The following is a 24,240-nucleotide window of genomic DNA, read 5'->3' as shown; positions in this document are numbered from 1 at the left end:
CCTTACGGCAGTTAGGCTTATTTACTTGATTCGCTTGAATCAGATTCTTCGTTGCGTGCTTTTTGCTCGCTTAATGCTTGACGAGTTTTTTCATCAGTTTTTACCAATAGGTAACGCAAAACTTCATCAGTAATATTAAGTGTGTTTGAAATCTTCAATAAAGCTGGTGCTGGCAATTTAACCTCAAAACAAACGTAAACTGCAAAGTCTTCACGCTTGATTGTGTAGGCCAATTTTTTCTTGCCCCAGTTATCTTCTTTGATAATTTCACCACCGTTAGTAGTGATTAAACCACGTACCTTATCCAACGCTGAATCTAGATTAGCCTCTAAATCCGGGTGAATAAGAACAGTTAGTTCGTATTCGTTCATGTTTCCTCCTCTGGAATCCATTTACGGATGCTTACGCTGTCTCACGTAAGCTTAGGTTAATATTCGCCTATATTATACCCCATTCTGCGATATCATGTCAATGAGCTTATAGATAGTGTCTATATCATCAACACTGAGGGATTGAGCATTATTTCTTATGTCGGTGATTAATCTTCTGGTGTCTTCAGGGTTTCTCAAATCCAGACTTTCTAGATCAAGATTACTTGGACTTATTCGTTGTTCATTTACGGAATATTCGACATTATATTCTCCCTCAAGAGATTTCCCTTTCCAACCTCTAATATTCCAGCTATGTTCTATATAAAGCGGCGGTAAGACACCTGAACGACTTACCACCTCAGTAACGTACAAACCTAATTCAGCAGAACATTGTGCGCCATCTTCCAACATAGATTCTGGTAAATAGCTTATTTCACACTCCTCCGCATGACCGTCCGAAGAAACATGAATGGCTTCTGGTGGAATTGAAAAAATATGATGTACTATTTCTGGCGATAGCTTATATGTAAAAATGTTCGCAGCAGCACTACTATCGTCTATTTTATAGCGACCATTCTCTAGGCCTTCAGCACCCCTCTCCTCAAGAACTTTACCAGCCGCCTGTACTATAGCGACAAGAGTCTCCTGATCAGGAGCTAAGTCATAGTTACCAAGAAAATACTCGCTCATAATGTTTGGTCAATCTTTTATACTATTCCGCCAGCAACTCATCAAGCTCTTCTAGACTAGAAATCAAAACATCACGTGGCTTAGATCCGTTCTGCGGACCAATAATTCCCCGCTCTTCCATCTCTTCAATAATTCGCGCTGCTCGCTGATAACCAATTCCCAGGCGCGTTTGCAGCATACTCGTTGAGGCTTTGCGACGCTCAACCACCACACGAACCGCGTCCTTAAACTTATCGTCACCACCTTCCGACAAGTCCATCACGACACCACCCTTGCCATCCAATTGAACCGGCTGAGCCACCACTTCATCGTTGTATTGCGGAGCCATCTGCATACGCAAATGATCGGCAATTTTATTCACCTCATCATCTGTCACCCAGGCACCCTGAATACGCCTTGGCTTGCTCATACTCGTTACGTAAAATAGCATATCTCCTTGACCCAATAATTTCTCAGCGCCAGATTGGTCTAAGATCGTAATACTATCAACTTGACTAGCCACCGTAAAGGCAATTCGCGCTGGAACGTTCGCCTTAATCAAACCAGTAATCACGTTCACGCTAGGACGCTGCGTTGCCAATACCAAGTGAATACCAACCGCTCGAGACTTCTGTGCCAAGCGAACAATTAACGTCTCAACATCCTTTTTAGCCATCATCATAAGATCAGACATCTCGTCCACCACAATCACGATATATGGCATTGATCCGTCTTCATGCTCCTGAACATTACCATTTTCATCAGCAATCGCAATCTTCTTAGCGCGCGACTGCAGCCTCTTGTTGTATTCCTTAATATTACGGATTTTCTCGCCCGCCAACAACTTATAGCGTCGCTCCATCTCATTCACCGCCCACTTCAAAGCTGAAATGGTCTTTTCCGGCTCGTTAATCACCGGCGTAAGAAGGTGCGGAATATCAGCATACGGTGCCATTTCAACTTGCTTCGGGTCAACCAAAATCAACTTCATATCACTCGGACTATTGCGATACAGCAAGCTACACAGCAAAGTATTAATCATCACAGACTTACCAGAACCCGTTTGTCCAGCAATCAACAAATGCGGCATCTTCCCCAGCTCGCCCACAACAACTTGACCAGATATATCTTTACCAATTCCAAAACTCAAAGGATCACGAGCAGCAGCCCACTGTTTCGACGACAACGTACTTCGTAGGCGAACTTCAGCAGCCTTACGGTTAGGCACTTCAATACCAACTGCTCGCTGACCAGGAATTGGCGCCTCAATCCTTAAACTTTGTGCTGCCAAATTAAGCGCAATGTTAGTTTCCAGCGCCGTAATTCGCGTCAATTTAACCCCACTTGGTGGTCTTAGGGTGTATTGCGTAACTTTTGGACCAACATTAATGTCGCCCATCGCCGCCTCAATATTAAATTCAGCCAGCGTATCGTGAATTATTTGGGCGTTCTGACGTGTATCTCCAGCATCAGCACCGCTTTCGTTCTTCTCTAATAGATCCAAGCTTGGCGCCTCCCAATTTGGATCACGAGTTGCCACCAAAGCCTGCTCTTCATTGACCTTCTCTGGCTTCTCTACTTTCTTTAATAAGCTCTTTTTCTCTTTGGCTGTATCAATTATTGGCACACCAGCGTTTAGTTTAATTTCTCCCAAGTCGGTCTTTTTCTCTTCTTCTGCTGACTGAGCAATTGACGCCTTCTTCATAACAGAACGATTATCATCGTCCTCCTTGGTATTACTCTTAATCATCTCCCAGAGTTTACTGAAAACCGTAAACGGTGACGTTTGAGTAATAAATAGAACTGTTATAAACGCCAAAACCAGATAAATAATCACCGCAATTGCCGAATCTACCATTTTCAGGGTAGCTGTATTCAATATATCGCCCACAAATCCACCAGAATTCGGATGCGAAGCCGTCTTCATTAACCCAAACAATCCAGAAAACCACACAATTTCCAGAATTGCCGCAAATTTCACTACTGCAGGCAATTGATTCTCTTCTGCTCGGAAAGTCTCAACCGCCAAATAAATCAGCAATATCGGCAAGGCGTACGCCGTATAACCAATCGTTTTTACAGTCGCCATATCAATCCATTGTAAAACCGGACCACCGACACCAAACCACGACACGACAAGCAGTAGCGACAAAAGAATAAGCATCACCGCGCCAACTTGCGACCAAAAACCCACCGGCAAACTATGCTGCGGCTTGGCTGGTGCGGATTTTTTCGTGCTCTTTCGTTTTTTTGCCATAATCGTTTTTATTATACACTGATTTTACACTTATTAACAGATGTAAAAATCAATTTAACACGCTTCTATTATAGCACAATTTACCAGTAAAATCAATCCAAAACTCTAGTACGGGCGTACGTTCTGTCGCTCTCTGGCTTTTGTGTCGTTTGCTTCCGTATCTGGTACTTGGCGTTGAGGAAAACGACGACGCGGCGCAGTTGGAAGGGTCATTTTTGACTCACCCGAGGCGGGTCTCTTACCGCGCGCTGGCGATTTTGAAACAGAATGAGCTGACGTAGCTTCCGACTTTACAGACTTCAAGCCACCAACTTCGTTTATCACCGGAATAACAATTGGTGTTCGGCGAGTCTGATCATATAATATGTGCGTAATCTCATCTTTAATTTCTTTTTTGATCACATCCAAATCATATTTGCCAGAAAAACTACGTGCCGCTTTTTGCTTCAAGTATTGGCGAATCATATTCATCAATTCTTCAGAGTCGCGCAAGTAAATAAATCCACGAGAAATAATGTCTGGGCTGGTCAATAATCGGCCCGTACCACGCTGCACCGTCAGCACCACAACAAACATTCCCTCTTGCGACATGTGAATGCGATCTTTCAGTACAACCTCAGAAACAATCGCACCAGTATCATCATACATAACGCCACCAACATGAATTCGCCCAGCTTTCTTTGCTTGCCTTTCAATATCAATTTCAATAATATCTCCAGCATCACACACAAAAATATTCTTACGAGGAATTCCACATTCCTTTTCCGCCAACCGAGCATTATGCACCAACATATGGAATTCGCCGTGAATTGGCATGTAATAAGTTGGGTTAAGCGCGTTGATCAATTTAACGTGATCGTCATAATAGCCGTGACCTGACAAGTGCAACGGACCGATTCCCGTCAAGTGAGTCTTTCCGTTCTGAATAACATCAGAACCCTCACGCATCAGACCGTCAACCGTTCGCACCACGCTTTTTTCATTGCCGGGAATTGGATTTGAGCTAAACACCACAACATCCGAACCCTTAATTTTCATATATTTATGAGCGCCCGTCGCCATGCGATTTAAGACGGCGTTAAATTCACCTTGCGAGCCAGTACAAACTACGGCAATTTGATTATCTGGTAATTTAACAATATCTTCCATCTTCATGATGGTGTCTTTAGGAATCTTAATCGTCCCCGAACGCAACGCCACCTCTAGGTTCTGAATCATCGAGAATCCAGCAAACGCCACCTTACGTCCGTGCTTATGCGCTTCTTCCAAGATTAATTGCAAGCGATGCACCTGCGACGAGAAACAGCTCAAAATTACTCTACTATTACTAAACTTGTCCATCACCTGACCGATGGAATACTGAATATCAAACTCCGTATGTGTGTGCGTACCGGCCGACTCACAGTTGGTCGATTCATTCATAAACATCAAAATGCCTTCTTTTGAAGCCACTTCCGTAAGTCGCTCAAGGTCAAACTTCTGACCGTCAACTGGACTTTCTTCAAATCGCCAGTCACCAGAATCGACAATCACACCCATTGGGGTTCGAATAATCACCGCCGTAGAATCAGGAATTGAGTGGTTAACTCGCACTAACTCGACCGAGAAATGCTTAGAAACTTGAACAATTTCATGACTCAGCGGATCCATCACTCGATAATCCGGCTTAAAATCCACTTCTGAATCGTCCATCGTTCGATCAAGCATGCCAATCGTAAACTTAGAGCCATAAACTGGCGCTGGAATACGATGAATGAAGTGACGGAACGAACCGATGTGATCAAGGTGCCCGTGCGTAAATACGTGCGCCTTAATCTTATGCTTATTCTCTTCCAGCCAAGTAATATCTGGCGTGATGTAATTGATGCCTGGATAATCACTGCCTGGGAACAAAAAGCCCATATCTACGATGATAATCTCATCATCATATTCGATGGCGTTCATATTCTTACCAATTCCCATTTCGCCCACACCACCAATCGGAATAATCCGAAGTTTCGGCTGACCACCGCGAACGGGTTTTGGTTGCATTTTGGCGCTAAATTGCTCACCGCCGTATCCGTTGTAAACTGACTTGTTTACCGGAATATCAATCAAGTGCTGCGAAGCCCTGAGGTTAACGTTCTCGCTTGTTCGTCGCTGAGCTCGGAAAACCTCACCCTTACGAGTAGTTGTGCTATTCAAAACTGCATTGTTGCTTTTCTTTGACTGCGGACGCTTATTGGCGTCGTCTTTTTGCGGTGTTGCTAGTCGCCGCTGACCCATATTGTTATACTCCTTTTTTATTACAATATAATTCAAAAACCAGGTATAGAGGTAAACTGACGTAAATCCCTCTAGTTAGTACTCTTATATTAGCAAACCGCTCATTTTTTGTCAAAGAACAATATTTTATAACAGAGGTCAATTAATCGTCGCCATCCACCGACGTGTGTGCGAATTTACGCTTGCCACGATAAGCGAAGAAGCCGATTGTTAATAAATTAGCCACCAACAAGAATCCAGCCAAAACCCACATACTGCCGCCGTAAAATGCGTTATCTAGCCCGCCCGAAATAGCCTGGCGCAATGCACGAATTGAGTAAGTCATCGGCACTAGCGGATTAATTGCTTGGAAAAATCCGTTGGCAGTTTGGATTGGGAATGTTCCCTCGCTGGAACCCAATTGAAGCACCAAAAGAACCATCGCTAGGAATCGTCCTGGATTGTCCAAAACAATCACCAAAAGCGACACAATCGACATATACGCAAACGACGTCAGATAAATTGCCCCGATAAAATGCGCTGGATGTTCTGGAGTTAGCCCTAAGAAAAACACCATCACCAACATCAAAATCGTTGCTTGCATAAAGGCCGCCACGCCAGCCACCGAAGCTTTGGATAGCCACCAACGAATCGCACTTTCCTGCTCAGAAAAAGTTTTGCGAATCGGATAAATAACATTCAGAACGAGTGCTCCAACGAACAAACTTAGCGACAAAACATACGGCGACAAAGCGTAGCCATAATTCGGAACATTACCCTTTTCGGTCATTTCCGACTTCACTGGATTTGCAATTTGCTGCTGAGTCGTAGTGCCAGTTGGTTGAATTTTTATACGATTAGAAGCGTCCGCCAATTTATTCGCCAGCGTATCTGCGCCGCTTGTTAGTTGTGAAGTTCCATCAATTAACGCGCCCGAGCGACTCTCTAATAAACTCGCGCCATTCGCCAATTTTTGACTGCCCGATTTTGCTTCGCTTAAGCCGTTTGTTAAGCTTGCCGAGCCCGCCAATAATTGATTATTCGCAAATCGCACGCTGTTGTAGCCGTTAAATGCGGTGATCGCGTTTGGTGTCAATTGATTCACGCCGTTATTCAATGCAGAAACTCCAACCTGAAGTTGCGTTTGTTGCGCTGATAATTGTTGAATTAGCGTTTGAAGGTCTTCACGTAGCGTCCCCGTCTGCGCGATAATTGCCTTAGTTTTTGTGAATGCTTGAGAAATATTGCTAATTTGCGACGAACTTATCGTCGTAGAATCGCTACCAGAAGCGGCTGCTTGCGTGCTCAAAGCCTGCAAAGTGCCACCCGCCGTCAACAAGTCGGACTCCGAAGCTCGCATTGTTTGCACCAAAGTTTGCGCGGTCGTTTCTACCTTGTTTTGTTGAGCCACGAGCACTGGCGATGGATTACTCACGCTGGCATTTAACTGATTTATGCCCGATTGCAATTGTTTCATGCCGTCAGATAATTGTGACAATTGCGATTCGGTCGGCAAATTGTTCGACAATTGCCCCAATCCCGCCTGTAGTTTACGAGAACCGTCGCTGAGTTGTGCCAGTCCGCCAGTCAAGGATTGCTGATTTACCGCTAATTGCTTAACGCCGCCAACGTATGCTTGTGTGCCAGATTGCAATCGCCCTAATCCGTCGTGCAAAGTTGACGCGCCGTTAGCTGCCGCATCCAGCCCTATTCCAAGCTTATCCAAATTCTCCAAAATTCCCTTAGCGTACGCCTGAGTGATTTGCTCAGACACCGAAGATTTGACCTTGGCGGCAGCTTGATTGCTGACTAGCGAACCGATATAGTTTTTTGCTGGCGTGGTCGTAAAATTAATAACCGCCTGCTGAGGTTCAGATTTGGTAATTGACGCCGCTTTCTGTGAAAAGTCGGACGGAATAGTTACCACTGCATAAAAATGCCCGCTATTCACGCCTTCGTCTGCTTGTTGTTTGCTGACAAACTCCCAGCCCAAATCGTGATTATCCTTCAGTTTTTTCTCTACAGATTCGCCGACATTCAGCACTTTACCGTTTAAGCTGGCGCCCTTATCTTCGTTCACAAACGCCACCGGCAAGTTTTTTGTCTGCCCGTACGGATCCCAAATTGAGCCTAGGAAAAATCCACTATACAAAATCGGGATAAACGAAATCACAGCCATGGATATCAGCAATATTTTATTATTAAACAAATGCTTCCACTCGGCTTGTAACATCTTATTTTTAATCATGTGCGACCTCCTTTGCGACATCTTCCAACGTCACAGTTTTCAAATATTCACTCCACTTTTCCTGCGCTTCAGAAAAAACCTTTTCTATCATATTCATGCCAATTTCCACCTGGCGAGGACGTGATTGAAAAACTCTCTCAACAATTCCCTGAGGTTGGAAAAATGGCGATTCTCCTTCAATTGCAAGGACAACATCATGCAACGTAACTTCGTTCATTTTTCTCGCTAAAATAAATCCGCCGCCAGTTCCCTGCGTTGAAGTGATCAGCTTTGCTATTACCAATTTCCGACTAATTTTCTTCAAGTACGTCGGCGAAACCAGCATCTTTTCCGCCAGCGCATCATTAGTTACCGGCGTCGTCCTTTTCGGATCCGCCAGAATTGCCATAATACAGCACGCCTGTTCAACAGCTCCCGATAATCTCATACAAATCCTTTCTTGACTTAGATATAATAGATATCGACTATCCACTATACTACGTCTGATAAACTTTTGCAAGTAATCACCTGATTAAGCGCCGCTATTTTTCACAAATTCTACAGCCTGAATAAAATCGTCAATTAAAGTCTGACGCATGCCGCCGTTATAAAGCGCAGCCGCCGGATGATATAACGGAATCACTACGAATTCGAGCTCGTGCAGACGCACTTTACGTGGACGACCGTGTTCTTTACTGATCTGCAATCCCGGAATAAATCCGCCGCCACTGTGCCGCCCTAAGGTCAAAATGGCCTTTGGCTGAATGATTTCTAATTGCCTGAGTAAATATGGCCAAAATTGTCGCTTTTCCTCTGGCAATGGGTCACGATTGTTCGGTGGTCGATATTTAACAATGTTGGTAATATATACATCTGACCGTTGTAAATTGGCAGACTTTAGCATTTCATCAAGGAATTTTCCCGCAGCACCGACAAACGGCTTGCCCTGCAAATCTTCATTCTTCCCTGGCGCTTCGCCAATAAAAACGATATCAGCATCAGGATTTCCATCGCCCATAACTAACTGCGTCGCCTGATCCGCCAAATCCGAACAAATCCTCTCTTTTACAATTTCTTCCGCCAACGCGTCCAATTTAGCTTGCTTGTCCATATATTTATTCTATCAAAAAACGCCCCGTAAGAAACGAGGCGCTTCTGATATTTAGTAAAACTATTTATTTACCTTGTTTACCAGTATAGTTCCTAGGTTATTTAATTCATCGCGAATTTCACCCTCTTCTGCCAACTTCTGTATTCCTGATGTCCATTCATTAATAGGCTTCTGAATCGCAGTAAGACTGTCATAAAATTCACTCATGTAATTGGAGTCATACTTTTTATAATCACTCTTCATTTCTACAACCTTCGGTAGCATCTCTTCGACTTTTTCTAGCTTGGTAGTGAAATCTCTAATAAACTTTTTATTAGTTTCGTTCTTAGCGTCAACATTCTTAAGATTCTGTCGAGCCTTCCTAATTGTGCTTTCTACGCTAGAAAAGTTAGAGCTATTTCTGCCGTCAGAAAATTCAATTATCACCGGCATAATCTTCTCGTATACTTCTCCAAAAGCATCTACGGCTGTATTGAACTTTTCTAGTTTGCTCTTTAGAGCCTCATACTTTTCGCGAACCTCTTTGTCACCAGTGACGGCCTTCATCTTACCTATCTCTGTCAATCTGTCATTAATTTCGCTCTTTGTTTTAGTGAGCTTATCACGATTGGATTTCAATGAAGTCTCAGTTTCTGAAGTGGAGATGTACGAAAGCGACGAGGCTGCCTTATTGTATATCTCGATTGTATCGTTCACTTTGTCTACAGCAGCTTTATAATCTGCCTTACTTGGACCACTTAGCAACAAGACAGCTAGGACTACACCAAGGATAATTACAACTAGTCCAATTATTCCGCCGATGATTCCCCACTTGGCACCTTTACTCATTTTCTTTTTTGGCGGCATTTGGTATGGAGTTCCCATGACTGGTTGTTGTGGGAATTGTTGTTGTGGCTGAGGCTGCTGAGCCTGAGGTTGTTGTGGAGCCTGCTGGAATTGTGGCTGGGGCGGCACTTGAGGCTGTGGTTTATTGTTGTTGTCGTCCATAAATAGTAGTCTCCTGACTTTTATACTTTTTGTCATTATATCGCTATAGCTTAGTTATAGTCAAATAAAAACACCCCGATTTCTCAGGGTGCTTTATTTTTAGCTACAGATTATTTATTAGCTTTTTCTTCCAAAACCTTCTCAAAATCATCAATAGCCTTTTTCCATTTTTCTACAGCGTCAGTATTGAAATCTGTCTTTGGAGTCTTTGGTGCTTTTGGTAGCGATGATCTTGATTTTGTATTTTTAGCATATTCTACAATTGCCACATAATACTGCTTCATTTCTGTGTAATAATTCTTCCAGTCCTTACCATATTTGGAGGCTAGCTTATTTTCAGATTTTGACATCTTATCCAAATAATCTATACAGTCTTTTGTCTCGGAATCCAGACGCTTCTCGAAATTTTCTTTAGATTCTCGGAGGTATTTACTTATATCAGGAGATTTGCACTTTTCATAAGTCTTGTCTTCTGTAAGAATAACCAGAAACTCTAGATACTCTCTCGCGCCATTATTCCAACTATCCACATACCTATCATACGCCGCCTTCACATCCTTATCGCGAAGCGCTTTATGAGAGCTCATTTTCTTATTAAGATTATTGATTTTATCGATGGCTTTATATATTTTATCTTTTGTGTTTTTAGTGCCAGCACCATTCTCACTTATAAAAGCATCTCCTATGTCAAGACCAGTAAATTGTGAAAGCAAGTCTTTATAATCCGCCTTGCTTGGACCACTTAGCAGTAAGACAGCCAGGACTACACCAACGATAATTACGACTAGTCCAATTATTCCGCCGATTATTCCCCATAAAGCACCTTTACTCATTTTCTTTTTTGGTGGCATTTGGTATGGAGTTCCCATAACTGGCCGTTGTGGGAATTGTTGTTGTGGCTGAGGCTGCTGAGCCTGAGGTTGTTGTGGAGCCTGCTGGAATTGTGGCTGGGGCGGTGTTTGAGGTTTATTGTTGTTACTATTGTCCATAAATTTTCCTCCTAAAATTACGCTTTCGCTATTATATATTTACAAACCAATCATCGTCAAATTGATCTTACCGCGCTCGTCAATTCCAGTAATTTTCACGCGAACAGTTTGCCCTTCTTTCACGACATCAGTCACTTTTTCAACTCGACGTTCTGCCAATTTCGAAATATGAACCATTCCGTCAATGCCAGGAAGTATATTCACAAACGCGCCAAAATCTTTAATACCGACAACTTTGCCTTCGTAAATCTTGCCAACTTCTGGCTCCTCAACCAGACCCTTAATCCAGTTCATAGCCTTTTCAATCGACGCGCCGTCTGGGCTAGCCACAGTAATCAAACCATCTTCCTTAATATCAATTTCAGCACCAGTTTCTGAAGTAATCTTATTGATCGTCTCGCCGCCCTTACCAATAATCACGCCAATCTTATCTGGGTCAATCTTAATCTTCTCAATTCGTGGCGCATACGGACTGAGCGACTCACGAGGTCCTGGAAGCACACTAAGCATATGTTCCAAAATGTGCGCACGCCCCGCCTTACTCTGCTCAATCGCTTGACGCAATACCGCCACTGGCAAACCATGAACCTTCATATCCATTTGAAGAGCCGTAATACCCTTTGAAGTTCCAGTTACCTTAAAGTCCATATCACCAGCAAAGTCCTCGGCATCAGCGATATCGCTCAACACATACGGAGTATCGCCGTCCATCATTAGACCCATCGCAATTCCACTCACGGGAGCCGAAATTGGCACGCCAGCATCCATCAACGCCAAGCAGCTAGAACAAGTCGCCGCCATTGAAGTTGAACCGTTCTGACTCATAATTTCTGTCACCGAGCGAATAGCGTATGGAAAATCTTCTTCAGTTGGCAAAACTGGAAGCAAAGCGCGTTCCGCCAAGTATCCGTGACCAATTTCACGTCGACCTGGACTGCCCATTCGCTTGACCTCACCAACCGTATAGCCCGGCGCATTGTAATGATGCATATAACGTCGCTCACCATCGGTAATTTCCATAGTGTCAATCAATTGCGAATAACTAAGCGGTGCCAAAGTTACAATATTCATACCCTGAGTCACGCCACGCGTAAACAAGCTGGAGCCGTGAGCACGCGGCAAGAATCCAACTTCCGAACTGAGCGGACGAATCTCGGTCAATTGTCGACCGTCGGGACGAACTCGTTCGGTGACAATTCCCCGACGAACATCTTTATGCAAAGCCAAAGTGAACGCTTCATCATAATCGCTACGAACTTCGCTATATTCTTCCTCGTCCAGTCCCAATTTTTCCGCCATCGCCTCATGGAACTCGGCGCGAATTTCGCTTATCATTTCATTGCGCTCTGGATATGGTCGACGGATTTTCTCACCAAATTTCCCATCAACCCACGCGTTAACTGTTTGCTGAATTGATTCGTCTGGCAAAATTAGATCATATTCCTGCTGCGCTGGCGCAACTTTTTCTGCCAATTCGCGTTGCAAGGCAATTGCTGGCTGCATCATCTGGTGAGCCCACGCCATCGCATCAACAATAATGTCCTCCGAAACTTCTTTGGCGCCAGCCTCGACCATTGTTATACCACTTTCAATACCAGCCACGACCAAATCGAGATCTGACTTTTCGCGTTCTTCCGGAGTCAAAAACGCCTTAAATTCGCCGTTCACTCGACCCACGCGCAAACCAGCCACTGGACCATCAAACGGCGTGCCAGTTAACATTAACGCACTAGACGCAGCGATCATCGCAATTACATCTGGACGGAAACTCGGATCCATACTCAAAACAGTCGCGACGACTTGAATTTCCTGTCGATAGCCTTTCGGAAAAAGCGGACGAATCGGACGGTCAATCAATCGACCAATCAGCACAGCTTCATCGCTCGGGCGACCTTCGCGCTTGATAAATCGGCTGCCAGAAATCTTACCTGCAGCATAAAACTTTTCTTCGTAATCAATCGACAATGGAAAATAATCCAATTGTACCGGACGCGGACTAACCTGAGCACTGCCCAAAACTACAGTGTCGCCATAACACACCAAAACACTACCAGTCGTCCTAAAGCCGACGCGATTCACTTCTAAAGTCAGCGGCCGACCACAAAAATCAGTGGTAACACTAAAAATCTCCTTGCCGCTTGGATTGATAATACTCATAAAGAGCTCCTTTCTTGCGGTAGTAACAGGGATGAAATTACTTGGCAACTTAGTCGTCTCATCTCTATCACTTCCGCGTTACAAATTGCTCCTTATATTATACTAAAACCTCAGCCCAAACACCAGCCGCGAGCGCGCTTAGCATGACCTTATTAACAGACGAGTGTGCTATAATTTATTCATGTCACTTCAGCTAGATTCAGTAAAAAATCGCCAGAAAAGCTGGAAAAGCTATATCTTAACTATAATCGCATTCTTAATGATTCTTGGCGGAGTTTATTTGCTTGTTCTCATCAGCACGCCCCTTATTTTATCGCAAAACATCAACCCAAAAGATAACCACACCACTCAGCTCATCACTAAAACTGAGAATAAAATTACCGAAAATCGACTTTACATACCAAAAATCGACATAAATTTGCCTTATAGTACTGGCGGCGCCGAGACAATGGAACATGGTGCGTGGTGGCGCAAACCAGAAAACGGCAACCCAAAGGATGGTGGCAATTTTGTCTTATCTGCGCACCGTTTTATTATGGGATTAACTCCTCAGCAGACGCTTAGAAAATCACCTTTTTATAATATCGATAAATTGACTGTCGGCGATGAAATTATCATTGATTATAACGGCGCGCGTTACAATTACGTCATCAGCGAAAAACAAAGCGTTAAACCAGATGCCGTGAAAATCGAACAGCGCACAGATCAGCCGCAATTAACTCTTTATTCCTGCACTTTGGGCGGCGCAAATGACGGACGAGATGTGATTATCGCCAAATTGAAAAAATAGCCAGAACAACAAAAATCCCCTTTTCGTCAAAGGGGATTTAAGCAGTTTCTAACGTAAATTATTTACGCAAACCTAACTTGGCAACAACTGCTTTGTAACTCTCAAAATCAGTTCGCTCCAAATATTTCAGCAAACGCTTGCGCTTACCAACCATTTGGATCAAGCCGCGACGAGCCATGAAATCGTGCTTATTCGCCTTCAAATGCTCCGTGACTTCTTTGATACGAGCCGTCAAAACTGACACCTGAGCTTGTGGGCTACCGACGTCGTTTTTATTGACCTGAGTCAAAGCAATTGCTTTCGCTTTATTTTCTTTGCTAATCATAGCTCTGTAATTATACCAAGCTTCTCTGTTTTTTGCAATTAACTAGTAATTCCAAAGTCCGCCAGAGTCTTTGCCTGATCAATAGAATAGTCGGCAATTTTCGTACGACGCAAATTCTCACAATACGCGCCCGTCCCTAATTTCTCGCCAATATCCACCGCCAATGTTCGAATATAAGTTCCGCTTGAAACGTGAGTTCTGATCTTTAATTTGGGATATTCGTATGCCAATAATTCCAATGAGTAAATTTCTATCACACGCTTAGGAATCTCAACTTGTTTACCTTCGCGCGCCAATTTATACGCTCTTTCACCGTTAATTTTTATTGCGCTAAAAATCGGCGGCGTCTGCTCAATTTTTCCCACAAATTGACTAATCACCCGCTGAACTTCTTCCAAACTCGGTTCATGATCAGACACATCAGTAATTTCGCCTTCTGGGTCGCCCGTCGAGCTATTCTTGCCCAGAATAATTTCCGCCTCGTACCACTTATCTAACTTAGTGAAAGTTTCAGCTTCGCGACATTTCTTTCCAGTCACAATAATCATTAGCCCCGTAGCGAACGGATCAAGCGTACCCGTGTGACCAACCTTCACTTTCTTTCCCGCCTGATTAGATAAAACTCGTCGCAAGCGCGCTACCACTCCAAAGCTAGTCATTCCCTGAGGCTTGTCTATGAGAATTACTTCGTCCATCAACTATTGTCCTGGAATGTGGAATTGCGCTGGATTGAAATCTGCGTTTTGAGCTGGCTGAGTTGGCATCGCGGTGATCGGCGCAGGCGCTGGAGCTTGCGGAGCAGCTGCTGGTTCAGGAGCCACTCCTAGCGGTGCAATCTGTGGCAATCCATTTACATCAACACCTGTAGGCGCTGGCGGCATTGGTGGCAAAGCGCCGAAATCTGGCATCGCTGGTGGCATTGGCAAATCAAAACCTGGAATGCTATTCTCAGGATTTGTTATTGCTGGCTCAATTGGCACAATCGGCTGACTCGGAGCTGGCGCTACTGGATTATTCAATTGATTTGTGTCGTTGGTAATTGCCGAAATAATTGACTCTTCAGATTGCGGCGCAACAGGTATCGTCGACAATTTTTGCTCAGCGGCGTTAGTTGTCGCGAACGGATCAATCTTTGGTGGTTCATCAGACGCGCCCATAGCTGCATTTAACGGAGTATCGCCAAACGACGGCGTGTTATCACCCACATATTTACCGTGCGTTAAGATGGTTTTATTTTGATCGCTAGCCAATTCCCTAATCTTATCCTCGGCAGCCTGTGTAGTCGTTGCGTTCAGAGTGCCACCCATCAGCGGAGTTTCCTCAAAAGAAAGTTCGCCCTTTGAAACTATTTTTTCACTCGGCTTTTCTTCCTCGACTTGCAGTTCTTCCTTTATCGGCTCAATTTTAGCCAATTTCTCTTCGGCAATCCTAGCAGATTCTTCTTGCTTTTCCTTTGCTGTTTGTTCGGCTACTTCATCAACATCGCCCTTCTTTTCGTGACTAATTGACAAAGTTCCGTCTGCGTGTACAGCTTCCTCATCTTTCTCCGCTTCTTCAGTTTTATCCTCTGAAGCTTCTTCTTTTTCTGGAGATTTTTCTTCGATCTTTTCAATCTTCTGCGGCTCATCTTCTACTTCGCTCTCTGCGATCTTTGAAACCACCAATTGCTGATTTGCGCCCGCCGCCATAAGTTCTGCAGCTGTAGTCATAACCTTTGATGACGTATTGCCGTTACTAAACCTCTCAGTTACCGCCACAATTCCCGTAAGCAAAGCCGTCGCCATCTGCTCGTCCAACGTCACCTTTGGCGTTTTCAGGTCGTCAAGCAATTCCACAACCATTTCACTCACGCCACTAGCATTAGATTCGTGCCAATCAACAGAACCCAGACCGCTCTTTACATCGCCCGCTGTTATAGACACAACCGTAGCATCGTGCAAAATCTTACCGTGCGCAGTCAAAGCCGTGTCAATACTTTCACTATTTTCAACATTTAGCGCCAAAACTAGCTCAACGTTATAATCGCCCTGTGAAAATTCCAAATCTTTATCGGTAATTGTCGTACGATATGGCGTAATAAAAATCTTCACCGCGTCATCAACAACTTTATAGCGCAAATGATCAGCCTTTTCTTTATCCAAGGCGATAATAAAATCACGTAAAGAATCTGCGGTCTGCTCAAACGTTTTATCAGGGTTCAAGAACGTAATTGCTGGCGGAATGTCGCCGCTAAACACAGCCGTAGCGTGCTTCCCTAGTTTATTGAGGAAAATCGTCAACCCTAATGCTGCCGACAATTCGTCGACTGACGGACTAGAACTCACCGTCACTAAAATATTAGTTACATCCTTGATGCTCTGGATTACTTTTTGCTTTGCTGATCCGTTTGACATGATTTTTCCTATGTTTGTTTTTTGTAATTACGCTTGGCATCACTATACCATAAGCAGTACCATAAAGTCAATATCTAAGCCACCTCTTTACAATTTATGCTATTTTCTGTATAATTCTTCCTGATTAGCGATACAAATCTATAGAGGTAAAGGAGAAACATGCCAATCATCAAATCCGCCATCAAGCGTGCTAAACAAACTCTAAAGCGCCGCGAGCGAAACATCAGCATTAAAAAAGACATTAAGACTGCTGTTAAAGCTTTCTCTGCAGAACCAAGCGCAAAAACTCTTGCTGCAGCACAAAGCGAAATTGACACCGCTGTTAAAAAAGGCTTGATTAAGAAAAACACTGCCGCTCGCCGAAAGAGCGTATTGAGCAAAATTGCTAAAAAAGCAGGCGTTACATTAGAAGCCGCTGCTAAAAAACCAGCTGCAAAGCCAGCAGCTAAGAAAACTGCCACTAAAAAAGCCCCGGCAAAGAAACCAGCTGCTAAAAAAGCTGAAAAATAATCCATAAAGATTACTAGAAAATACCCCGGAATTAACTGGGGTATTTTTATTTTCCAATTCCAACCAGCACCGCCTCCACAAGCAGCCACGGGTTTACAGAGGTTGTTTTCATTTGCAAGTCCGCCCGAAGTAGCGCATCATTTATCCTCTTCAGTTTTTCCTTATCGACACCTTTTGCTGAAGACGCCATTTTTCGTAAAACATACGGATTAGCCGAAAAATCCGAAGCCACCAACTTACTGTCGCCGTCAGCTAAAACCAACGCCGTCAAGTTAGTAGCCTGCGAAGCAAGCAACCCCATTGTCTGGTAAGCTCCGTCAACGCCACTTTCCGACTCCAAATAGTTAATTATATCGTGAACCTTATCATAATCACCCGCCAGCGCCGAAATAAACAAATCAAACACATTCTCCGTCCTAGCCAGAGGTATGAAGTTGTCAATTAAATCATCCGTCACTTTTTCCGCCAGCGCCAATTGATCCAAAAAGTTGCTCAGCCGCAACTGATCAAATCCCAAACGATCAACAATTATCTCTGCTTGACGATTCGTTAATTCACACCCGCGAACCTTCGCCTCCGCCACGCACCACTTTAAAAGCTGCGGTTTTTGACGATCGCTAAGCGGAGAAAATTCCTGAACTTTGGCATTTTTCTGCAGCCACTTATACGTTTTCGTTCGCTTATCAATTTTATCTTCCACCAGAATAATTGTCCTGTCATCGTCAAACTTCATATCTGGAAGTTGCGACCAAACCTCAGAATTTTCGCCTAGTTTTGAAATCAAATACACCGACGAGTTCATAAACAGCGTCTGCCCAATTGCTATTTCCTGCATTCCAGCCAGCGTCAAATCTTCGCCATCATGTCGCGCCGCTTTTTCATTGCCGATCAGCTTAGCAATTGCTTGCCGTTTCTCGAATTCATTTTCGCCGTAAAAAAGATAGATCACTTCGCCTCCACTTGGCAAACTGGACAAATATGCGTACCGCGTCCAGAAACCTTCATCTTTACAATCTCTTGGTCAGGATGCCGATAGCACGGCTGACCTTCCCGACGAAATACGTGCGCAAACGACAGATAATTACCTTTTCTGCCTTCAGCGTCAACATAATTTTTATCCGTCGAGCCTCCCTGATCAATGCTCAATTGCAAAATCTGACGCAGTTCGTTAAACAAATCTTCCAATTGGTCATCACTAACATTTCTAACGCGCGTCTGAGGGTGGATTTTTGCAGCCCACAGAGCTTCATCGGCATAAATATTACCAACTCCAGCGATCACCGACTGATCAAGAAACGCCGGCTTTATCATCGAATTTTGCCGACGACGAATTCGCTTAATAAAGTCACCCGCCTCAGTTTTTTTATCGAGCGGTTCCGGACCAACTTTCTGCATAAATGGCAAATTTTCTATCTCATCGGTCGGCATCAATTTCATCCATCCAAACTTACGCTGATCATTGAAAAATAAGTGCGAACCATCCGCAAAATCAATTTGCACTCGTGTCGATCTATCTGGCAATTCACCAATCAAACTATCATTCGGATGACCACCGGCAAAACTATTAGCCCCACGAAAAATCAATTGACCAGTCATCTTAAGATGTATCACCAGCGAATAACGCGTATCAAGATCAATCATCAGCACTTTTGCGCGACGTCGCACCGCCGTTACATGCGCACCATATAAAAATTGCTGAACATCTGTGGGTGAATTCGGAAAGCTTTTTGGCGAATCAAATACCGTTGCTCGCACAACAGCCTGACCTGGCAGCAAATCCGCCAAACCTCGGCGAACTGTCTCAACTTCAGGTAGTTCTGGCATTCGGCAAGTCCTACAGCTTAAACAAAGCTTCTTCTTGACTTAGGCCAATTCCAGCCGCCATTTTCTTGCCGTCAGGAATTTGCTTCAAAAACATATCCAAAATCTCGTTCACGTTAGCTTGTGCCGAGCCTTTAGAACCGCTACAATCCGATGTCCACAAACTCTTCACAACGGAATTGTCCTTCAAAGTTTCGAATTTGTAAATTTTACCGCTAGCACAAATTCCCCGCAAATCGTTTTGCTGCTCAGTTAGCGGCGTACCTTCCATCATTTTTCGCTTATCAAGCGCATAAACCAGCTCCGTATAAGCCCTGCTGTTATTGTCCAATTTTTTCTCTGCAATCGGCTTATCCAAATATCCCTCGTACGTTGTCATCTCGCGAGATTCTGGCGAAATAGTGATGCTATATGAGCGGAAATTCTCGTTCGCTACAATCGGTCCACGCACCGTCAATCGAACCGCACTTCCCACGTCCGTCGACAACAAAGCAACTTGCCCTACGTTAACATTCTGATCCGTTGTTTGACCTGAATCGTTTTTGCCAAATAATGCTCGACCAATCGCAATAACCGCCGCTACTGCCACAACCGTGATAATAATAACCAGCAAAATTGGTACAAATCGAGAAAATGAATTTCGTCGTTGAGTGTATTTCATGGCGTAATTATACCATATTTTCTACACTTCACCCCAATTTGCGCCCGTACCGACATCTACTTTCAATTTAATCGGCAATTCTGGACAAACGCCTTCCATTTCCGCTTTCATAATCTCGCTAACTTTCTGGACGTCTTCAGGCTTACATTCCACCAAAATCGAATCGTGAACTTGTAGAATTGCGTCAGCCAAGCCCGACAACTTGTCCTCCAGCCGAATCATTGCCAATTTCATCAAATCCGCTTCCGTGCCTTGAATTGGCATATTCATCGCAGCCCTTTCCGCCGAAGATCGCACCATAAAATTGCTCGATTTTACATCAGGCGTTGGTCGTCGCCTGCCAAAATACGTTTCAACAAAACCCTGTTCCCGCGCTTGAGTTAGAATTTTATCCAAATACTGACGAATCGGCTTTCGCACCTCAAAATAATGATCAATAAACTTTTTCGCCTCTGTAAATGACATTCCCGTAGCCGCCGCCAAACCGTGCGGGCTCATTCCGTAAAGTACACCAAAATTGATCACTTTTGCTGCTCGACGCTGAGATTTGATCACTTCGTCAATTGATATTCCGTATGTTTCCGCCGCCGTTTTTGCATGAATATCAACATCGCTATTAAAGTCTTCAATCAACTTCTCGTCGCCCGCCAACACAGCCGCCAGCCTCAACTCAAATTGCGAATAATCTGCACCAACAAAAACTTTGCCGTCACTCGGAACAAACGCCTGGCGAATTTTTCTACCCAGTTCAGTTCGCACTGGAATATTCTGTAAATTCGGATTTGTACTGCTCAGCCGCCCCGTGCTGGTTACGTCCTGGTTGAGTGTAGTGTGAATTCGCCCATCAGTCGCCATCAACTTTGGTAGCGCCTCAATGTACGTGCTGATCAATTTGGTCAATTCTCGATATCGCTCAATCAACTCAATAATCGGATGCTGCCCTCGTAATTTATCCAACTCTTTCTGGCCTGTTGAATATCCAGTTTTACCCTTTTTTATGCCCGCAGTTGGTAATTGCAATTTAGTAAACAAAACCTCAGAAAGTTGCGCTGGACTAGACGCGTTAAACTCGTATCCAGCCATGGAATACATTTGTTGTTCAAGCTCACGAACTTCCGCCGCCAGCTCATCGCCCATCTGTTTTAATAGCGTATCATCCAACTTCATCCCACGTTTTTCCATCTGGAATAGCGCCCAAATTACTGGAAAATCAAACTCGTAAGCTACACGCGCAATTTGCGAATTGTTCGACATGTAAACTTTTTGTTCACGATAAATTTTATGCAAGCGAGCCAATTGATAAGACACGGAATTGTCGTCAGAAAAATCACCAGACAGCGCATTCAAGCTACGATCACGCTTCAGCGGATCAATCAAAAACGCCGCCTGCCCAACGTCCCAAACCTCATGAAAACGCACCGCCACGCCATGATTATCCAGCGCATGATACAACTGCTTAACATCCGCCGCGACCACAATTCCCTGCGCCAATAATTGCCACATAGATTGACTAATTTCATCAATTTTCGCCGTCCACGCTGACTCAGGGTTCGAGCTTATGTAAATTACGTCAGGCTCCGACGAATCGATATATATTATATTTTCCGCCTCAAACATCGGCATATCGGGTAATTTTTCAATTCGTGGAACATCCAACTTCGGTTCTTCTTTTTTCTCATTTTCTGCCATTTGCATTGTTTTTGGCAATCGTCCAATTAGCGAATTAAACTCCAACTTCTGCAGAATTTCCGTTACTCGCACAAAATCGCAATCATTAACATCCGCCACATCCCAATCCAGCTCAATCGGCGCGTCCGTCCAAATTTCCGCCACTTGCTTGGTCAAATATGCCGACTCACGACCATTTTCCAACTTCGTTCGCAAAGCTCCTTTTTGCTCGTCCAGATGCTTGTAAACTCCGTCTAATGTTTCATATTCTTGCAATAATTTCACCGCTGTTTTCTCACCAATTCCCGGCACTCCCGGCAAATTGTCACTTGAATCACCCTTTAGTGCTTTCAAATCTAAGAATTGTTCTGTCCGAATTCCATATTTTTCTTCAAAATGTTCCGCCGTGAATTCCTCGATATTCCTTAAGCCATTTTTCATGGCGTAAACTTTGGTCATCGGTGATATCAATTGCAATGCGTCCAAGTCCGACGTTATCAAGCACGTTTCAATTCCGTGAGATTCCGCTTGCCTGGCAAACGCGCCCATAATATCGTCCGCCTCGTAATCATCAATTTCATAAAGCGGCCAGCCAAACGCATCAAGCAGTTCGTGTAAAATCGGGATTTGCTGATAAAAATCATCTGGCGCTGGCTTGCGACCAGCTTTATATTCTGGATACAATTCCCGCCGCTTGCGAATGTTCGTGCCTCGTTTATCCCAAGCTACCGCCACATAATCCGGATCCAATTTCTTAATTAGCTCAATTGCCAAACTTACAAATCCGTACACTCCGCCAGTCGGAGTTCCGTCAGCCATCGACAATCCTGGCATGGCATAATAACCTCGGTAAAACACCGACTTTCCATCAATAACCACTAGACGCTTCATAGTTCTATTGTAGCATTTAAGCGGCTGTCGTTAGAGAATCGATTATTGACGCTTCAGCAAGTTTCTTCTGGGCTCTTTCGTGCTTCTCATATAACCTCTTACGCTCCTCCGGATAGCTATAACAATGAACATACTCAATCACTCCATCGTCATTAAAGAACACGGTTATAGTCTCATCTCTACCGTCATCTGGTCCAACAAAAAACTCGTAAGAGGTTTTGTGGTGTCCAGGGTAACGATCAACCTCAAGCTCTTTTATGAAAGCATATCTAAACTCATCTTCATCCTTGGGTATCTTATATATTTGGTATCGATCTTTCGGACTAGATGATGAAGCGGCAGGATTTTTCCAAATCATCCAAATCTGCCCATATTGATCCTCTATAGGCTCGCTAATAAGCCTCTGCCATTTCTCGCTACCGTCTGGATTATGATCAAATTTCGACTCCAGCTCTTCAATCTGAGCCATTATCTTATAGTTCTCTGTCAGATTTTCTTGACCCTTAATATCAAGGTCAGAAGGAGAATTCTGAGGTAACTCTTCAGCACGTCCATGAAGCGTTTCCATAATACTTATCACAAACATACTCTCTATTTGGAAGAATGTCAACAAATTGTTAAAATTAGTACATGACACAACCATATGCAAAAATTATCGCCCTGGTTGGATTGGCGGGCAGCGGCAAAAGTTCGGCTGTCGAATATTTGACAGAAAAAGGATTTCCAAAAATTTACTTCGGTGGCGTTATTTATAAAGCCATGGACGAGGCTGGAATTGAAAAAACTTGGGACAATCAACAGCAATTCCGCGAAGAAATTCGTCGCCGTGAGGGCAAAGATTTTGTAATCAAACGCGTCATAAAAAACATCCACGATTTAATAAACGCTGGGCAAAATAAAATCGTTTTGGATGGATTATACACTTGGAGCGAATATAAATTCCTTAAGCACGAATTCCCTGGACAAGTTGTCGTTATTGCTATTGTTACACCAAAATACCTCCGTTATCAACGAATGGCTAAGCGCATAGAGCGCCCAATGCAACCGCACGAAGTTGATCAGCGCGACTGGTCAGAAATCGAAAATTTGGAAAAAGGTGGTCCAATTGCTATTGCTGATTATTTCATCATTAACGACGGCAGTCTCGAGCAATTACATCAAAAAATAGACGCCGCAACCCACGACGCCCATTTTTGTAAATCGCCCGAACAGTGTTAATTAGTCCAGATATTCGTAAAGTTTTTTCGCATCTTTGTGTTTGCGAAGTTTTGCTAGTGCCTTAGCTTCAATCTGGCGGATTCGCTCACGCGTAACCGCAAATTCCTGACCAACCTCTTCCAAAGTGTGATTTTTCCCATTATCCAAGCCAAAACGCATTCGAACAATTTTCTGCTCGCGATCACTCAAACTTGATAGAATTTCCTGAACTTGCTCTTTTAATAATTGATTTGAAGCGGAATCTTCCGGTGAAACCGTATCTTCGTCAACGATAAAATCTTGCAATACAGAATCATCATCTTCACCATCACGACCAACACCAGCATCCAAAGAAGAAATATCCTGCTTAATCTTAATGACGTATTCAATTTTCTCTGGCTCCATGTCCAATTCTTTAGACAATTCTTCAATTGTCGGCTCACGGTTCAATTCCTGTGTCATTCGTCGCTGAGTACGCAGCAATTTATTGATCGTTTCCACCATGTGAACTGGAATACGAATCGTTCGCGCCTGATCAGCAATCGCACGCGTAATTGCCTGACGAATCCACCAAGTTGCATAAGTCGAAAACTTAAACCCCTTATCTGGATCAAACTTCTCAACCGCACGTAAAAGTCCAGTATTTCCTTCTTGAATCAGATCCAAAAAGTCCAAACCGCGACCAGAATAACGCTTAGCAATTGACACCACCAAACGCATATTCGCCTCAGCCATCTTGTCCTTAGCCTTTTTATCGCCTTCAACAATTCGGCGCGCCAAGTCCATTTCCTCTTCAGCGCTAAGTAGTGGGATTTTACCAATTTCCCGCAGGTACAGCCTGACCGAGTCATCCGACACGTCGTCCAAATATTGCCCAGTTGTCAACGAATCCAAGTCTTCCGATTCTTCTTCGTCTATAAGCGTTGGATCAAAATCATCATCTTCATTTAAGTTTATTGGCTTCGTCGTGAT

General features: G+C 43.8%; 22 protein-coding genes. 3 read left to right on the top strand and 19 right to left on the bottom strand.

Going from position 1 to position 24,240, the window contains the following annotated elements; translation table 11 throughout:
- Nucleotides 1-17: 17 nt before the first annotated feature.
- The 10 genes from rpsF to pnp form a co-directional block, all read right to left on the bottom strand.
- On the bottom strand, nucleotides 18-371 hold the full coding sequence (rpsF, locus tag LRM47_RS00205; protein ID WP_164999950.1) for a 30S ribosomal protein S6: 354 nt from the start codon (nucleotides 369-371) through the stop codon (nucleotides 18-20).
- Between the two features lie 72 nt (nucleotides 372-443).
- Nucleotides 444-1,061 carry a hypothetical protein gene (locus LRM47_RS00200; protein ID WP_129634761.1) on the bottom strand — a complete coding sequence of 206 codons (618 nt, stop codon included), beginning with the start codon at nucleotides 1,059-1,061 and terminating at the stop codon, nucleotides 444-446.
- A 22-nt stretch (nucleotides 1,062-1,083) separates the two neighbouring features.
- Nucleotides 1,084-3,297, bottom strand: a complete 2,214-nt coding sequence (locus LRM47_RS00195; protein WP_243822354.1) for an FtsK/SpoIIIE family DNA translocase — start codon at nucleotides 3,295-3,297, stop codon at nucleotides 1,084-1,086.
- Between the two features lie 105 nt (nucleotides 3,298-3,402).
- Entirely contained in the window at nucleotides 3,403-5,562 is a 2,160-nt protein-coding gene (locus LRM47_RS00190) for a ribonuclease J (protein WP_243822353.1), read from the bottom strand.
- Between the two features lie 142 nt (nucleotides 5,563-5,704).
- A complete protein-coding gene (locus LRM47_RS00185) occupies nucleotides 5,705-7,789 on the bottom strand; it encodes a YhgE/Pip family protein (protein ID WP_243822352.1) in 2,085 nt (694 codons plus the stop codon).
- Nucleotides 7,782-8,216 carry an RrF2 family transcriptional regulator gene (locus LRM47_RS00180; protein ID WP_129632149.1) on the bottom strand — a complete coding sequence of 145 codons (435 nt, stop codon included), beginning with the start codon at nucleotides 8,214-8,216 and terminating at the stop codon, nucleotides 7,782-7,784. Before LRM47_RS00180 ends, LRM47_RS00185 begins: the two co-directional genes overlap by 8 nt.
- 84 nt (nucleotides 8,217-8,300) lie before the next feature.
- Nucleotides 8,301-8,879 carry a uracil-DNA glycosylase gene (locus LRM47_RS00175; RefSeq protein WP_243822351.1) on the bottom strand — a complete coding sequence of 193 codons (579 nt, stop codon included), beginning with the start codon at nucleotides 8,877-8,879 and terminating at the stop codon, nucleotides 8,301-8,303.
- 60 nt (nucleotides 8,880-8,939) lie between these two features.
- The gene (locus LRM47_RS00170) at nucleotides 8,940-9,866 is read right to left on the bottom strand and encodes a hypothetical protein (protein ID WP_243822350.1); all 927 of its coding nucleotides are present in this window, start codon (nucleotides 9,864-9,866) and stop codon (nucleotides 8,940-8,942) included.
- Between the two features lie 110 nt (nucleotides 9,867-9,976).
- A complete protein-coding gene (locus LRM47_RS00165) occupies nucleotides 9,977-10,855 on the bottom strand; it encodes a hypothetical protein (protein WP_243822349.1) in 879 nt (292 codons plus the stop codon).
- 39 nt (nucleotides 10,856-10,894) lie between these two features.
- Entirely contained in the window at nucleotides 10,895-13,012 is a 2,118-nt protein-coding gene (pnp, locus tag LRM47_RS00160; RefSeq protein ID WP_243822348.1) for a polyribonucleotide nucleotidyltransferase, read from the bottom strand.
- A gap of 181 nt (nucleotides 13,013-13,193) precedes the next feature.
- Here pnp and LRM47_RS00155 point away from each other — a divergent pair, with 181 nt between their 5' ends.
- Entirely contained in the window at nucleotides 13,194-13,802 is a 609-nt protein-coding gene (locus LRM47_RS00155) for a sortase (RefSeq protein ID WP_243822347.1), read from the top strand.
- A 58-nt stretch (nucleotides 13,803-13,860) separates the two neighbouring features.
- Here LRM47_RS00155 and rpsO read toward each other — a convergent pair whose 3' ends face one another.
- The 3 genes from rpsO to LRM47_RS00140 are packed head-to-tail and all read right to left on the bottom strand — an operon-like array spanning nucleotide 13,861 to nucleotide 16,520.
- On the bottom strand, nucleotides 13,861-14,127 hold the full coding sequence (gene rpsO, locus LRM47_RS00150) for a 30S ribosomal protein S15 (RefSeq protein ID WP_129632131.1): 267 nt from the start codon (nucleotides 14,125-14,127) through the stop codon (nucleotides 13,861-13,863).
- 38 nt (nucleotides 14,128-14,165) lie between these two features.
- Complete coding sequence (gene truB, locus LRM47_RS00145; protein WP_243822346.1) at nucleotides 14,166-14,822, bottom strand: tRNA pseudouridine(55) synthase TruB; 657 nt, start codon at nucleotides 14,820-14,822, stop codon at nucleotides 14,166-14,168.
- Nucleotides 14,823-14,825: 3 nt separating this feature from the next.
- On the bottom strand, nucleotides 14,826-16,520 hold the full coding sequence (locus tag LRM47_RS00140; RefSeq protein WP_243822345.1) for a hypothetical protein: 1,695 nt from the start codon (nucleotides 16,518-16,520) through the stop codon (nucleotides 14,826-14,828).
- Nucleotides 16,521-16,679: 159 nt separating this feature from the next.
- On the opposite strand from LRM47_RS00140, the gene rpsT reads away from it, so the two are divergent.
- Nucleotides 16,680-17,030, top strand: coding sequence for a 30S ribosomal protein S20 (gene rpsT, locus LRM47_RS00135; RefSeq protein ID WP_275973388.1), 351 nt, complete (start codon nucleotides 16,680-16,682; stop codon nucleotides 17,028-17,030).
- A gap of 46 nt (nucleotides 17,031-17,076) precedes the next feature.
- On the opposite strand, the gene holA is transcribed toward rpsT, so the two are convergent.
- The 5 genes from holA to LRM47_RS00110 are packed head-to-tail and all read right to left on the bottom strand — an operon-like array spanning nucleotide 17,077 to nucleotide 22,714.
- The gene (holA, locus tag LRM47_RS00130; RefSeq protein WP_243822344.1) at nucleotides 17,077-17,979 is read right to left on the bottom strand and encodes a DNA polymerase III subunit delta; all 903 of its coding nucleotides are present in this window, start codon (nucleotides 17,977-17,979) and stop codon (nucleotides 17,077-17,079) included.
- Nucleotides 17,976-18,854: a bifunctional DNA-formamidopyrimidine glycosylase/DNA-(apurinic or apyrimidinic site) lyase gene (gene mutM, locus LRM47_RS00125; protein ID WP_243822343.1), complete on the bottom strand. Its 879-nt coding sequence runs from the start codon at nucleotides 18,852-18,854 to the stop codon at nucleotides 17,976-17,978. The genes holA and mutM overlap by 4 nt, the downstream gene beginning before the upstream one ends.
- Nucleotides 18,855-18,864: 10 nt before the next feature.
- A complete protein-coding gene (locus tag LRM47_RS00120) occupies nucleotides 18,865-19,512 on the bottom strand; it encodes a hypothetical protein (protein ID WP_243822342.1) in 648 nt (215 codons plus the stop codon).
- Between the two features lie 21 nt (nucleotides 19,513-19,533).
- A complete protein-coding gene (gene polA / locus LRM47_RS00115; RefSeq protein ID WP_243822341.1) occupies nucleotides 19,534-22,071 on the bottom strand; it encodes a DNA polymerase I in 2,538 nt (845 codons plus the stop codon).
- A 16-nt stretch (nucleotides 22,072-22,087) separates the two neighbouring features.
- A complete protein-coding gene (locus LRM47_RS00110) occupies nucleotides 22,088-22,714 on the bottom strand; it encodes a hypothetical protein (RefSeq protein WP_243822340.1) in 627 nt (208 codons plus the stop codon).
- Here LRM47_RS00110 and LRM47_RS00105 point away from each other — a divergent pair.
- On the top strand, nucleotides 22,702-23,289 hold the full coding sequence (locus LRM47_RS00105) for an AAA family ATPase (protein WP_129744938.1): 588 nt from the start codon (nucleotides 22,702-22,704) through the stop codon (nucleotides 23,287-23,289). The two genes, LRM47_RS00110 and LRM47_RS00105, sit on opposite strands and share 13 nt — an antisense overlap.
- Here the strand turns inward: LRM47_RS00105 and rpoD are convergent, their stop codons facing one another.
- The gene (gene rpoD / locus LRM47_RS00100; protein ID WP_488192372.1) at nucleotides 23,290-24,240 is read right to left on the bottom strand and encodes an RNA polymerase sigma factor RpoD; all 951 of its coding nucleotides are present in this window, start codon (nucleotides 24,238-24,240) and stop codon (nucleotides 23,290-23,292) included.

This window comes from Candidatus Nanosynbacter sp. TM7-076 (assembly GCF_022828325.1).
Lineage (GTDB): Bacteria > Patescibacteriota > Saccharimonadia > Saccharimonadales > Saccharimonadaceae > Nanosynbacter.
Note: the sequence above shows the minus strand (reverse complement) of the source record. Positions and strands in the feature narration are given on the sequence as shown.